General features: G+C 56.3%; 11 protein-coding genes. 9 read left to right on the top strand and 2 right to left on the bottom strand.

The features are described 5' to 3' along the window. The first annotated feature begins 51 nt into the window (after nt 1-51). The 9 genes from ACR0BK_RS00495 (at nt 52) to ACR0BK_RS00455 (ending at nt 11,596) form a co-directional block, all read left to right on the top strand. The gene (locus ACR0BK_RS00495) at nt 52-201 is read left to right on the top strand and encodes a hypothetical protein (RefSeq protein ID WP_267363898.1); all 150 of its coding nucleotides are present in this window, start codon (nt 52-54) and stop codon (nt 199-201) included. Then, complete coding sequence (locus ACR0BK_RS00490; protein WP_480553328.1) at nt 191-1,711, top strand: hypothetical protein; 1,521 nt, start codon at nt 191-193, stop codon at nt 1,709-1,711. The genes ACR0BK_RS00495 and ACR0BK_RS00490 overlap by 11 nt, the downstream gene beginning before the upstream one ends. A gap of 2 nt (nt 1,712-1,713) precedes the next feature. After that, complete coding sequence (locus tag ACR0BK_RS00485) at nt 1,714-2,670, top strand: site-specific tyrosine recombinase XerD (protein ID WP_480553326.1); 957 nt, start codon at nt 1,714-1,716, stop codon at nt 2,668-2,670. Between the two features lie 63 nt (nt 2,671-2,733). After that, nucleotides 2,734-4,041, top strand: coding sequence for an HlyC/CorC family transporter (locus tag ACR0BK_RS00480; RefSeq protein WP_480553324.1), 1,308 nt, complete (start codon nt 2,734-2,736; stop codon nt 4,039-4,041). A 96-nt stretch (nt 4,042-4,137) separates the two neighbouring features. After that, entirely contained in the window at nt 4,138-6,555 is a 2,418-nt protein-coding gene (locus ACR0BK_RS00475; protein WP_480553322.1) for a GcvT family protein, read from the top strand. A 31-nt stretch (nt 6,556-6,586) separates the two neighbouring features. Beyond that, nucleotides 6,587-7,186, top strand: a complete 600-nt coding sequence (locus ACR0BK_RS00470) for a nucleotidyltransferase family protein (RefSeq protein WP_480553321.1) — start codon at nt 6,587-6,589, stop codon at nt 7,184-7,186. A gap of 749 nt (nt 7,187-7,935) precedes the next feature. Further along, nucleotides 7,936-9,372: a DegQ family serine endoprotease gene (locus tag ACR0BK_RS00465; protein ID WP_480553319.1), complete on the top strand. Its 1,437-nt coding sequence runs from the start codon at nt 7,936-7,938 to the stop codon at nt 9,370-9,372. Nucleotides 9,373-9,552: 180 nt separating this feature from the next. Then, entirely contained in the window at nt 9,553-10,233 is a 681-nt protein-coding gene (locus ACR0BK_RS00460) for a response regulator transcription factor (RefSeq protein WP_209504130.1), read from the top strand. Then, entirely contained in the window at nt 10,226-11,596 is a 1,371-nt protein-coding gene (locus ACR0BK_RS00455; RefSeq protein ID WP_480553318.1) for a sensor histidine kinase, read from the top strand. The genes ACR0BK_RS00460 and ACR0BK_RS00455 overlap by 8 nt, the downstream gene beginning before the upstream one ends. Here the strand turns inward: ACR0BK_RS00455 and ACR0BK_RS00450 are convergent. Both ACR0BK_RS00450 and ACR0BK_RS00445 read right to left on the bottom strand, forming a co-directional pair. Next, nucleotides 11,593-12,060, bottom strand: coding sequence for a CYTH domain-containing protein (locus tag ACR0BK_RS00450; protein WP_480516774.1), 468 nt, complete (start codon nt 12,058-12,060; stop codon nt 11,593-11,595). The two genes, ACR0BK_RS00455 and ACR0BK_RS00450, sit on opposite strands and share 4 nt — an antisense overlap. Further along, a complete protein-coding gene (locus ACR0BK_RS00445) occupies nt 12,060-12,812 on the bottom strand; it encodes a ParA family protein (protein WP_480472387.1) in 753 nt (250 codons plus the stop codon). The genes ACR0BK_RS00450 and ACR0BK_RS00445 overlap by 1 nt, the downstream gene beginning before the upstream one ends. Nucleotides 12,813-12,815 lie beyond the last annotated feature (3 nt).

Genomic DNA, 12,815 nt, shown 5'->3' with positions numbered 1-12,815 from the left:
AAATGCCAGTTATAACTTGGTCAAAACCAAAAATTGAGGCAGCGTGACGCCATGAGCCGTCTGATCAAATTCCTGATATATGTTCTGTGCCTGACATTCATCGGGCTGGTTGCCTATGCCTATGTCGGTCCATTCTTTGGTGTGGATTTCTCTGCGCCTCAAAGTGAAATTCGCGAGCCGGTTGTACTGGATGTCAACTAAGCAACTGCTTTTGGCAATCACACTGGCCGGGTCGGCACATGCGCAGGAACCCTTATCCGCCATCGAATGGCTGACAGACCCGCCGGAAAACCTGCCGGGAACCGTTCTGCTGGAACCACCGGTCACGCAAGATGGCGCTTTGCCAGAAATTGAAGTGACTTCGCTTGAGGCGCTGTCGCAGCCACTGGGCCTTGTTTCGTCCTCTGTCACTGGCCTGCCCGTCGACCTTTGGCAAGGCAGCGATGCGGATCGCTTGGCCGAACTGATCGCCGACGTCCACGTGCGTGACAACCCGGCGATGCAGCGATTGTTGTTCACGTTACTCTTGTCTGAAACACGCGCGCCGTCAGGGCCTCTGGCCGAAGAAACCCTTTTACTGGCGCGGCTGGATCGGTTGATGCAACTGGGTGCCGCTGATCCGGCGCAATCGCTTGTTCAACTGGCCGGACCTACTGACACGCAAGACCGTTTCAAGCGCTGGTTCGATGCGACGCTCTTGACCGGGGATGAGGATCGCAGTTGTACCGCCCTTATTGCCGAACCGCATCTTTCGCGGGACTATGCGGCTCAGATCTTCTGCAAGGCCCGCCGCGGGGATTGGGCTTCAGCCGCGCTGACCCTTGAGGCAGCGCATGCGCTTGAAATCCTTCCACCCGAGGATCTGGCAGTTCTGGACCGTTTCCTCAGCCCGGAACTGTATGAAGGCGCAGCTTACCTGCCGCAGCCTGAGAACCCTGATCCCCTGACGTTCCGTTTGTTTGAGGCAATTGGCGAACGACTTCCCTCCGCTCCGCTGCCACGGGCGTTTGCCAATGCGGATCTGCGCGATGTCGCAGGTTGGAAGGCACAGATCGAAGCAGCGGAACGGCTTACCCGCATTGGCGCATTAACCCCCAATCAGCTGCTGGGCCTTTATACTGAGCGTGACCCGGCGGCCTCAGGTGCTGTCTGGGATCGGGTGGCCGCCGTTCAGCGTTTTGAAAGCGCGTTAGACACCGGGAACGCGGAAGCGATCGGAAAGACCTTGCAGCCGGTCTGGCAACAGATGCGCGGTGTCGGGCTTGAGGTTCCGTTTGCCGAACTGTTTGCCGAGCGCTTGTCGACTGTCACATTACCGGTTGCTGCCACCGAAAACCTGCGCTGGCGTATTCTGATGCTGTCCGGGCTTTACGAACAGGCCGCCTTGTTAACACCTGACACATCGAACGAAACCCGGTTTCTTGCCGCTTTGGCACAAGGCGATCCCGGGCGCGCGGTGTCCCCGTCCCCTTTGGCTGATGCCGTCGCTCAGGGGTTCGAATGGGCAGCGCCTGTGCCAGGCGACATTGATGCGTTGCTGACCAACGGTCAGTTGGGCGAAGCCATAATTGAAGCCATGCAATTGTTTGCACATGGCGCGCGGGGCAATCTGGTGGACCTGACAGCGGCAATTGCAACATTTCGGCGCGTTGGGCTGGAAGACACCGCGCGACGTGCGGCCCTGTCCCTTTTGATCCTGCAAAAACGTTGATCATGGGCTCTCCGGCATCAGATGCACTGTGGATTTCAACGTTCTTGCAGGCGCAGGCGGCAGAGCTTGGCGCTGCGACCAATACGCTGCTGGCTTATGGGCGCGACCTGAAAGATTTTGCCGAATGGCTGGACCGCAAGAAATCCGGATTTGATCAGGCAGATCGCGACCTGATCGAAGCCTACCTGATCGACTGCGATGCACAGGGCTTGTCACGTTCGACCCGCGCGCGGCGTTTGTCTGCAATAAAGCAGCTGTACCGGTTTGCCTTCGAGGAAGGCTGGCGCGCAGCCAATCCTGCCATTCAGATCAAAGGTCCCGGCCGGCAGAAACGGCTGCCCAAGACGCTGGATGTGCCCGAAGTTGATCGTTTATTGGAGGCCGCCCGAAAAACCGGGAGAACCGAAGCTGACAGGCTAAGAAACACCTGCCTGATGGAGGTTTTGTACGCCACCGGAATGCGGGTGACTGAACTTGTCTCCCTGCCAGTCTCCTCGGCCCGTGGCGATCCCCGGATGCTGCTGGTGCTGGGCAAAGGGGGGAAGGAGCGAATGGTCCCCCTGTCGCCCCCGGCCCGGGATGCGCTGGCCGCGTGGCTGACCGCGCGGGACGAGGCCGAGGATTTGGCCGTGGAAAAAGGCGCTCAACGCTCGCGTTTTCTGTTCCCATCACGCGGTAAGTCCGGTCATCTGACACGGCACAGGTTCTTTTTGCTGGTGAAAGAGCTGGCTGTACGCGGCGGTGTTTCTTCTGAAAAAGTCACACCACACACGCTGCGCCATGCATTCGCTACGCATCTGCTGGCCAATGGTGCTGATCTGAGATCGATCCAGACGTTATTGGGTCATGCAGACGTGGCGACGACCGAAATCTATACGCATGTTCTGGATGAACGTCTGGCGGAACTGGTGTTGCAACATCACCCGCTGAGCAAAGACCGCAATGAGGACAAAGGCTAAGACCTTGATCCAGCGGAGCGACGTCCCCATAACGGATGCAGTACACTAACCTATCAAGGACCAATGGAACCCTTACCTTCTATGATCGACGGCGCATTCTGGTTTACGATCGGCGCTATCCTGTTTCTGCTTATCCTGTCCGGATTTTTCTCGGGCTCGGAAACGGCGCTGACCGCCTCATCAAGGGGGAAACTGCGCGCTCAGGCCGACAAGGGATCGCGCGGGGCTAAAAAGGCGCTGGAAATCACCGACGACAACGAACGTCTGATCGGGTCGGTTCTGCTGGGCAACAACCTCGTCAACATTCTGGCTGCGTCACTGGCGACGGCGTTGTTCACACGTCTTTTTGGCGAAAGCGGCGTGGCATTGGCGACACTGGTCATGACCTTTTTGGTGCTGATCTTTGCCGAAGTTCTGCCCAAGACATACGCCATCACCAATTCCGAAAAGGCCGCTGCGGCCGTTGCGCCGATCATCAGCGTGGTCGTGACGGTGTTTTCGCCTGTCGTCGCAGCCGTGCGGTTGCTGGTGCGTGGCGTATTGCGCTTGTTCGGAGTTCAGATCGATCCTGACAGCAACATTCTGGCCGTGCGCGAAGAAATCGCAGGCGCCCTGCAACTGGGCCATTCAGAAGGTGTTGTTGAAAAAGAAGATCGCGACCGCATCCTCGGCGCGCTGGATCTGGGCGACCGCACGGTGGAAGAGATCATGCTCCACCGTTCCAACATCGAGATGATCGATGCGAACGCCCCACCCGAAGCTATCCTGAGGCAATGCCTTGAAAGCCCTCACACTCGTCTGCCTGTTTTCAGGGACGAGCAGGAGAACATTGTTGGCGTTGTTCACGCCAAGGATTTGTTCCGCGCGATGTATGCGCAGGCTGGCAGCAGTGACGGCGGCACCGACCGTCTGGCCAGCTTTGACATCGGCAAAGTCGCGAATGCCCCTTATTTCGTTCCAGAGACCACAACTCTGGATGACCAGATGCGCGAGTTTCTGCGAATGCACGCTCATTTTGCGCTGGTCGTAGACGAATATGGCTCATTGCGTGGCCTGATCACGCTTGAGGATATTCTCGAAGAAATTGTGGGCGAAATCGCCGATGAATTCGATATCGCCGAAGAGGTGCCGGTCGTGCGGACGGATGATGGCCAATTCCTTGTCGAAGGCGCGATGACCATTCGTGACGCCAATCGTGCGCTGGACTGGTCGCTACCGGATGAAGAGGCCAACACTCTTGCTGGTCTGGTCATCCACGAAGCCCAGATGATCCCGGTTGTTGGGCAAGTATTTTCGTTCCATGGCTTCCGGTTCGAGGTAACAGCACGCGAAGGCAATCGTATCACAGCCCTGAAAGTGCGGCCCTTATAGGGTTTGGACGCAAGACAAAAACGACGCGCTCTGTCGCTCGTATGACAGAATGCTTTTTCGTTGATCTGCACCGTCCTACCAGAAAAGGAGGAGCGGATGAAAAACACATGCCAGGTGGCCGTCATTGGTGGCGGCGTTGTCGGATGTTCGGTTCTTTATCACCTGACCAAGCTTGGGTGGTCGGACGTCATGTTGCTGGAACGGTCCGAACTGACCAGCGGCTCGACCTGGCATGCAGCAGGCGGGTTTCACACCCTCAACGGCGACACCAACATGGCGGCGCTACAGGGCTACACGATCAGGCTGTATAAAGAACTGGAACAGATCACCGGCATGTCCTGTGGCCTGCACCACGTGGGCGGTGTGACACTGGCCGACAATCAGGACCGGTTTGATATGCTGCTGGCCGAACGCGCCAAGCATCGGTTCATGGGGCTTGAGACAGAAATCGTCGGCCCGGAAGAAATCAAAAAGATCGCGCCCATTACGAACATCGACCGAATTATCGGTGCTCTTTACGATCCGCTGGATGGTCATTTGGACCCGTCAGGTACAACCCATGCCTATGCCAAGGCCGCGCGAATGGGCGGTGCTACGATTGAAACCCATTGCATGGTGCGTGAAACCAACCAGCGCCCCGATGGAAGCTGGGATGTCGTCACCGACAAAGGCACAATCCATGCCGAACACATTGTTAATGCGGGCGGGCTTTGGGCACGCGAAGTTGGTGCCATGGCAGGTGTCTATTTTCCCCTGCACCCGATGGAGCATCAATACCTTGTCACAGACGCGATCCCCCAGATCGAAGCGATCATTGATGCGGGTGGCGAGCATCCGCATGTCATGGATCCGGCGGGTGAAAGCTATTTAAGGCAGGAAGGGCGTGGTCTGTGCATCGGGTTCTACGAACAACCCTGCAAGCCTTGGGCAGTAGACGGCACCCCGTGGGACTTCGGGCACGAGTTGCTGCCCGATGACTATGACAAGATCACCGACAGTATCGAATTCGCCTATCGCCGCTTTCCCGTGCTGGCTGAGGCCGGGATAAAATCGGTGATCCATGGGCCGTTTACCTTTGCCCCTGATGGAAACCCGCTGGTCGGCCCTGTACCCGGAATGCGCAACTACTGGTCGGCCTGCGGTGTCATGGCCGGGTTCAGTCAGGGTGGCGGCGTTGGCCTGACGCTGGCGCAGTGGATGATCGAAGGCGAGCCAGAGCGCGATGTGTTTGCCATGGATGTTGCCCGCTTCGGCGACTGGATCAGCCCAGGTTATACCCGCCCCAAAGTCATCGAGAATTATCAAAAACGCTTCAGCGTCGCCTATCCGAACGAAGAACTGCCCGCCGCACGCCCCAACCGCACAACACCAATGTATGACATCTTCAGCGATCTTGGCGCGGTTTGGGGGCAGCAATACGGCCTTGAAGTGCCAAATTATTTTGCGCAGGAAGACGAGCCGGGATTTGAAACGCCGTCCTTCCGCCGCTCGAACGCGTTCGAGGCGACGGGGCGCGAAGTGCGGGCGGTGCGTGAAGCTGTAGGTATCAACGAAGTCCACAATTTCGGCAAATACCGCATCACCGGACCCAATGCTCGGAACTGGTTGGACCAGATCATGGCTGGTCGCATTCCGAAACCCGGTCGGCTGTCTTTGACCCCAATGATGTCGCAAAAAGGCAAGCTAATCGGCGATTTCACGGTTTCCTGCCTGAGTGACACTGAATTCCAGCTTACGGCGTCCTATGGCAGTCAGGCCTTCCACATGCGGTGGTTCCAGCAAAACGCTCAGGACGGTGTAACAATTAAAAACATCAGCGACCGGTTGAACGGTTTCCAGATTGCCGGCCCAAAGGCAACGCAGGTTCTGGCGCTCTGCACCCGAGACGACCTGGCGGATTTCAACTTCCTGACCGTGCGCCGGATGACTGTCGGCATGACCGACTGTATCGTTCAGCGTGTCAGCTATACGGGCGATCTTGGTTATGAAATCTATTGCGACCCCTTAGCGCAGCGTCAGCTTTGGTGGACACTGTGGGAGGCCGGACAACCCCACGGAATTGTTCCGTTCGGAATGCGCGCAATGATGAGCCTGCGGCTGGACAAGTTTTTTGGCTCATGGATGCGAGAGTATTCGCCGGATTACACCGCCGCTGAAACGGGATTGGATCGGTTCATTGCATTCAGCAAAAACACCCGTTTCATCGGCCGCGATACAGCGGAATTAGAACGGGCCAACGGAACCATCCGCCAGTTGGCAGCCTTCGAGGTTGAAACAGACGATGCGGACGTCAACGCCTATGAACCGATCTGGCTGGATGGTTCGGTTGTTGGGTTCTGTACCTCCGGCGGCTACTCTCATTTTGCGCAGAAATCTGTCGCCATGGGCTTTCTGCCGTCCGGGCGCATAGAAGATGGTCTGGAGGTTGAAATCGAGATTCTGGGGCAGATGCGCAAAGCGAAGGTTATCTCGACACCTTTGTTTGACCCAGATGGCACACGCATGAGGGGATGACAGCACACATGACTGACAGCAGTGTGGCGCAATGACCGAAATCCCCATCATCCTGCTTGCTGCCGGTCATTCCAGCCGTATGGGCGGGCTGGACAAGCTTATGCAGCAAATTGATGGCATTCCACTGCTGACCCGTACGGCGACCCTAGCGCGTGGCGTGGCACCTGTCCTTGTCGCCCTGCCACCGCGCCCGCATCCAAGATACGATGCTCTTGCAGGAATGGACGTACAGACCGTTCCCGTACCGGACGCGGCCGAGGGAATGAATGCCAGTTTGCGCACCGCCATAAAACACCTTCCTGTTGATGCACCCTCGGTCATGGTTTTGCTGGCCGACTTACCCGACCTGACCCAGACCGATCTGAGAACGATCTTGAAAGCACGCCAGTTGCATCCCGACAATGTAATCTGGCGCGGAACAACCGCAGATGGTAAGCCCGGGCATCCGGTGATCTTCGATCGGACGCTTTTCAGTCAGCTTTCGGCATTACACGGTGATCACGGCGCGCAGACGGTGGTCCGGTCACAACAAGGTGGCGTATTCCTGCAACCCCTGCCCGGCCAAAACGCGGTTTTGGATCTGGATACGCCGGAAGATTGGGACGCCTGGCGCAAAAAGTGTACTTCTTGAATAAACACGGCCCGGTCGATATCGACCGGGCCGGTGCCCAATACAGGACTACCACTTTCCACAATTCCAAAAGTTTGACCAATAGGTCTTAAAGACACTCTGGTTCCCTAGCCGCTAAACCTAAACAAGACCCCCTCGTTAACACGCCGCTAAAACTTCCGGTAACTGAGTTAGCCGCCAGCGCCCCCTAGCGCTTTTGGCTTCCCCTCACTTGGGCAATTTCATCCTCACTTATCCGATCCTTAGAAACAACGTAAAATTGGAAGAATAGGTTAATTTCGCGTGCCTCGATTTGGCTTTTAGGCAACATAGCACCAAGGCTTGCTCAACCTATAGGCGATCCAAGTCCGGTGCACGTATCATCGATTCGGGATTAAGCGCAAACTTATGCACCCATTCAGCTGCCTATCGGCAAAGTTACAGCGTCAAGCCCGAAGTTTCCCGGACTCGCCCACAACCATTGGAAGAGCAGCATTTTTCCCCACTGTTCAGTGAAAGCATTGTCAACAAAACAATGAAAATTCAACTTTTTTGAAAGTTTGACGTCTGTTTTGGCAACAATCCTCCGATTCGCCTTCGACCTCCTCGGTTAAATCAGCGAATCCTGATCAACGTCCTTCACCACAAAACACCCGCTTTGTGGCAAAATTAAGATTTATTAATTGATCAGTCAGGAAACCCCAATCCTGACAGTGCATCTCATGTCTCAACGCGCAACGGAAATTGCGTGATCAAACCAGGAGACAGAAATGAGCATCCGAAAATCTTCGCTTTTACTTCCCCGCACATCCAACTGGATGGGGGTCAGCGCATTGGGCGCAGCCATGCTGGCCACAACCGCTATACCTTCGATGGCGGATGAAGCGCTTGCCGATCTTGTCGAAACCGTTTCCCCTTCGGTTGTAACCATCATTGCCGAGCAAAAGACCGCCCCAAGCCCCACACAGGGTCAGAATTTTGACTTTGACGGTCACCCGTTTGGGGAATTCTTCAAACGATTTGGTGGGCCTGAAGGGTTCAACATGCCTCAACGCGGTCCGGCACAAGGGCTCGGGTCAGGGTTTGTACTGGATGAAGCCGGTTATATCGTCACCAATCACCATGTGGTGGACAATGCCGCGACTGTAACCGTTCGCCTAAGTGATGACCGGACATTTGAGGCCGAGGTGGTTGGCACCGACCCGCTGACAGACATTGCAGTCTTGAAGATCGATGCAGTCCCGGGCCTGCAAGCCGTCGAACTGGGTGACAGCGATGCAATCCGTGTTGGCGAAGATGTCGTAGCGATCGGCAACCCGTTTGGTTTGAGCTCCACGGTCACTACCGGCATTGTATCGGCTAAAGGTCGCAATATCTCGGACGGGCCATATGCCGAGTTCATTCAAACGGACGCAGCTATCAACAAGGGCAACTCTGGTGGCCCGCTTTTCAACATGGACGGCGAAGTGATTGGTGTAAACTCGGCCATTTATTCCCCCAGTGGCGGATCTGTCGGGCTGGGATTTGCCGTAACCTCGAACATCGTTGAACATATTGCAGCCGATCTACAGGATGACGGGCAGGTCAGCCGTGGGTGGCTGGGTGTTTCGATCCAGAATATCAGCCCGCAGCTTGCGGCGGCGCTGGGTATTGATGCCTCCTCGGGTGCACTGGTGGCAGATGTTGTCGCCGACAGCCCTGCAGATGGCGTCCTGGAACAAGGCGATGTTATCCTGTCTTTCAATGGCGAAGCCGTAGACTCCAGTGGTGACCTGCCTATTCTGGTGGGCACAACCAAGGTCGGCACCGCCAGTAATTTGACCATTCTGCGCGATGGCAAACAGGAAACGGTCACTTTGACCGTTGGCCAGCATCAGGCAGCGGCGGCTCAGTCCGACAGCCCTGTCGAATCTGATGCAGCAGGCACGTCGCTTGGTGTCACAGTGGCCCCGCTGACCGAAACGGTGCGGGCTGAAGCGGGTATTGCTAAAACCGTCGAAGGTGTGGTCGTCACAGACTTGCAACCGGACAGCCCTGCGGCCCGGGCGGGTCTGCAACGCGGTGACGTGATCGTCAAACTGGGCAACCAGGACACGTTCACACCCGAAGCGCTGAAGGCCGCACTGGACAGCGTAAAGACAGACCCGGCACTGGTATTGATCAATCGGGCCGGCAGCCAGATTTTCGTTGCTGTCGAACTGGTCTGACTAACACCATGCGCGCGCCGCTTGATGGGGAGATCCGGCGCGTGCCTCACCCGGCGGACCTGAGTTGTCCGCTGTCCGTCGGGCTTGCCGGGTGCGTGCCCAGCACCCGGCAAGATCGTCAGCAAACCATATGCTTTGTTTGAATTTTGTGTTTAAATCCTTAGGGAAAGGAACCACATCATGAGCCGCCGTCTGTTGATCGTCGAAGATGACGCTGACACCAGGGATTTCATTGCCAAAGGGTTTGGCGAAGAAGGCTATGTGGTCGAAACGGCTGCTGATGGCCGCGAGGGATTGTACCACGCTACGGACGGCGGTTTTGACGCCATTGTGTTGGACAGGATGTTGCCCGGTCTGGACGGTCTGTCCCTGATCAAATCCCTGCGTGCAGCGGGGTTGAAAACACCGGTCTTGATGTTGACGGCCATGAGCGCAGTGGATGAGCGCGTCAAAGGATTGCGATCAGGCGCCGACGATTATCTGGTCAAGCCCTTCTCGTTTCAGGAACTTCATGCGCGGATCGAAGCCTTGTTGCGGCGTCCGCAGGAATCCGAGGAAACGCCGACGCTGACCTGCAAGGATCTTGAAATGGATCTACTGACCCGCAAGGTTACGCGTGACGGCCATGAGATTACGCTGACGCCTCGTGAATTCCAGATCCTTGAGTTCTTTCTACGCCGCAAGAACCGTGTCGTGTCGCGTACCATGCTGCTTGAAGGCGTCTGGGATTATCATTTCGACCCGAACACAAACGTTGTGGATGTTCATATTTCAAAGCTGCGCCGCCAGTTGGATGAAGGCGGAGACATACCTTTGATTGAAACAGTTCGCGGTGCGGGTTACATGATGTCCGATGGATAACCTTCGGCTTTCCCTTAATAATTCAAGAACAAGACTTGTCGCCACCAGCATGGTGCTAAGCACGTTACTGACCGCGTCTGTGCTGGCATTGGTCTATGTGACAGCCAACCGGAGCATCGAATCCGAGACCCGATCGGTCGTGTCCGCCGAACTGACCGGGCTTGCCGATGAATATGAACGGCGCGGGCTGATCGGGCTGATTACAGCGATCGAGCGTCGTCTTCCAAGCGCGTCCGATCGAGACGCGCTGTATCTGCTGGCGGATCGGCAGGGCGTCAAGCTTGTGGGTAACCTGAAAACCTGGCCGGTCAATGTGACCGCCGGAAGCGGTTGGGTCGACCTCGAGTTGCGCAGGGCTGACAATGACCAACTGGTGCCCATCTCGGCCGCTTCGATCCGATTGCCCGGTGGTGAACGCCTTTTGGTGGGACGGGATGCGGCGGCCCGTCAACAATTCGACCGTGTATTGTTCCGATCTCTGGCACTGGCACTAGGAATAGCATTTGTTCTGAGCGTGATCACTGGCTGGCTGTTCACACGTCTGGTGTTTTCACGCCTGTCAGACATCGCAAGCACAGCCGAAAACATCGTTTCCGGCGATCTTTCCAAGAGGATGCCCCTGCGCGGAACCGGGGACGAGTTCGATCAGGTCTCTGGCACGTTGAACAACATGCTCGACAGGATCGAAGAGCTGGTGAGCAATCTGCGCACCACGTCGAACTCTATCGCACATGATTTGCGCTCTCCTTTGTCCCGCCTTCGCCAAAGGGTCGAATCCCTTTCCGAGCCCGGCAAAAGCGATCTGGACCGCGAAATCGACATTGCGCGGGCTACGGGAGAAATCGACCATGTTTTGCGGGTCTTGGGGCAGCTTACCGAAATTTCGCGGGCCGAGGCCGGTCTAGGGCGCGAGCAATTCGAAGACATTGACTTGCAGCAACTGGTTGGAGATGTCGTGGAACTGTATGACCCGGTGGCCGCAGATCAGGACATCCGCCTTGAGGTTACAGGCTCTGCCCCGGCTATTCAGGGGCACCGGCCCCTACTCTCGCAGGCTCTTTCTAATTTGCTGGAAAACGCGATGCGTTATGCACCGGCGGATACCGCAATCACGATCTCTATCGGTACCAAGGACGGATTTGCCCAATTGCGGGTTCGGGACCGTGGTCCGGGTGTTCCGCCCGGAGAGTTGGATCGCCTTCAACTTCCCTTCGTCACACTTGATCCGGCGCGGACGGAACGCAATGCGGGATTGGGGCTCGCGCTGGTTGCCGCGATTTCACATATGCATGGCGGGACATTCGCAGCCCGAAACTGCGACCCAGGTTTGGAAACTACGATCAATCTGGCAATTCAGAGTTAATCCGGCAGTCCGTTTATCGCCAATACCTTGTTTTTGTACCGTTTATCCCCTGTAACTTCCGCACCGAACCAACCCGGCGGGACATAGGCATTTGCGTCTTCACTGGTATGGAACTCAACCTCAACCAAACGCAGGGGTTCCAGACCGCCTGAAAAAACATCCAGCTCGAACTGGTGGCCGTCTGGCATTAGATCCGTGTAACGCACCTTCTCGACCCGGCGACCTTTGGTTTCCGGCCAGAAGGTTTCAAACTGGTCTCGGGTTATCTCTGCCTCACGCTCAACACGTACAAGATCACCGCCGCCTTTTAAGGTCAGGAAAAACACATTGTTCTTTTGTCGAAGGCGCAATTCGGTCGAGTCCTCCGGCGCGGTGAGGTACCCCTGACGCACCTCTGCTTTTTCTGCGCGGCTCAGGTTCGGCAACCTTGCCACCAGAAACTTGCGTTCAATTTCTTTGCTCATCAGGGTGCCCCCGCTCTTTCTTCCAGCTCATCAAACAGCGCCCGATATGCCGCACCAGCAGCGCTACGACCTGCGTAAGTACAGACAGGGCCCCGATATTGCCCCATCTTTTCGACATCCGCAGCGAAAGGCACAACCGCGTGTAAAATGCGCTTGGGATGCTGGGCGCGCATTGAAACCATCGTTTCCCGATGCAACAACTTCCGGTTCTGCACCATCGAAAAGAACGCCCGCAGCTTCTTCTTACGCAGCCCGTGTTTGTCGAAAAAGCCAACCAGCTGATCGAATGACCGCTCGGACAGGGTTGTGGGAATGATCGGAACAACGATTTCATCAGCGGCCCGAAAGATATTCTCGGACAAGGTGGAAAAATTGGGCGGACAATCCAGAAGAACCAGATCATAGTCACTGCCAGCCGCCGACAATGCCCTTTTCAGACGCGAGCGTTTGTTCCGCATGCGCGACAGGAAGATATCAAAGTCGCGGAAAGTCAGGTTTGCGGGCAGAACGTCCAACCCGTCAAAATCACTTGCCCGGATGGCTTTGGTAAACCGCTCCACATCCTCAAAAAAACGGGCATCCGTCAGTTTTTTTGACGGCTTCACCCGAAAATAGAACCCGGACGCCCCCTGAGGATCGAGATCGCATAGCAAAACTTTTTGGCCAGCCTGCGCATAGGCATAGGCCAGGTTCACCGAAGTAGCGGTTTTTCCGACACCGCCCTTATTGCTGTAACAGGCAATGATCTTCATTCC

It is taken from the genome of Ruegeria sp. AF1 (assembly GCF_056542125.1).
Note: the sequence above shows the minus strand (reverse complement) of the source record. Positions and strands in the feature narration are given on the sequence as shown.

Bases quoted from the DNA above. Each gene is read 5' to 3' on its own strand.
- ACR0BK_RS00495 (WP_267363898.1), top strand. From the start codon at position 52: ATGAGCCGTCTGATCAAATTCCTGATATATGTTCTGTGCCTGACATTC.
- ACR0BK_RS00490 (WP_480553328.1), top strand. From the start codon at position 191: ATGTCAACTAAGCAACTGCTTTTGGCAATCACACTGGCCGGGTCGGCA.
- ACR0BK_RS00485 (WP_480553326.1), top strand. From the start codon at position 1,714: ATGGGCTCTCCGGCATCAGATGCACTGTGGATTTCAACGTTCTTGCAG.
- ACR0BK_RS00480 (WP_480553324.1), top strand. From the start codon at position 2,734: ATGGAACCCTTACCTTCTATGATCGACGGCGCATTCTGGTTTACGATC.
- ACR0BK_RS00475 (WP_480553322.1), top strand. From the start codon at position 4,138: ATGAAAAACACATGCCAGGTGGCCGTCATTGGTGGCGGCGTTGTCGGA.
- ACR0BK_RS00470 (WP_480553321.1), top strand. From the start codon at position 6,587: ATGACCGAAATCCCCATCATCCTGCTTGCTGCCGGTCATTCCAGCCGT.
- ACR0BK_RS00465 (WP_480553319.1), top strand. From the start codon at position 7,936: ATGAGCATCCGAAAATCTTCGCTTTTACTTCCCCGCACATCCAACTGG.
- ACR0BK_RS00460 (WP_209504130.1), top strand. From the start codon at position 9,553: ATGAGCCGCCGTCTGTTGATCGTCGAAGATGACGCTGACACCAGGGAT.
- ACR0BK_RS00455 (WP_480553318.1), top strand. From the start codon at position 10,226: ATGGATAACCTTCGGCTTTCCCTTAATAATTCAAGAACAAGACTTGTC.
- ACR0BK_RS00450 (WP_480516774.1), bottom strand. From the start codon at position 12,060: ATGAGCAAAGAAATTGAACGCAAGTTTCTGGTGGCAAGGTTGCCGAAC.
- ACR0BK_RS00445 (WP_480472387.1), bottom strand. From the start codon at position 12,812: ATGAAGATCATTGCCTGTTACAGCAATAAGGGCGGTGTCGGAAAAACC.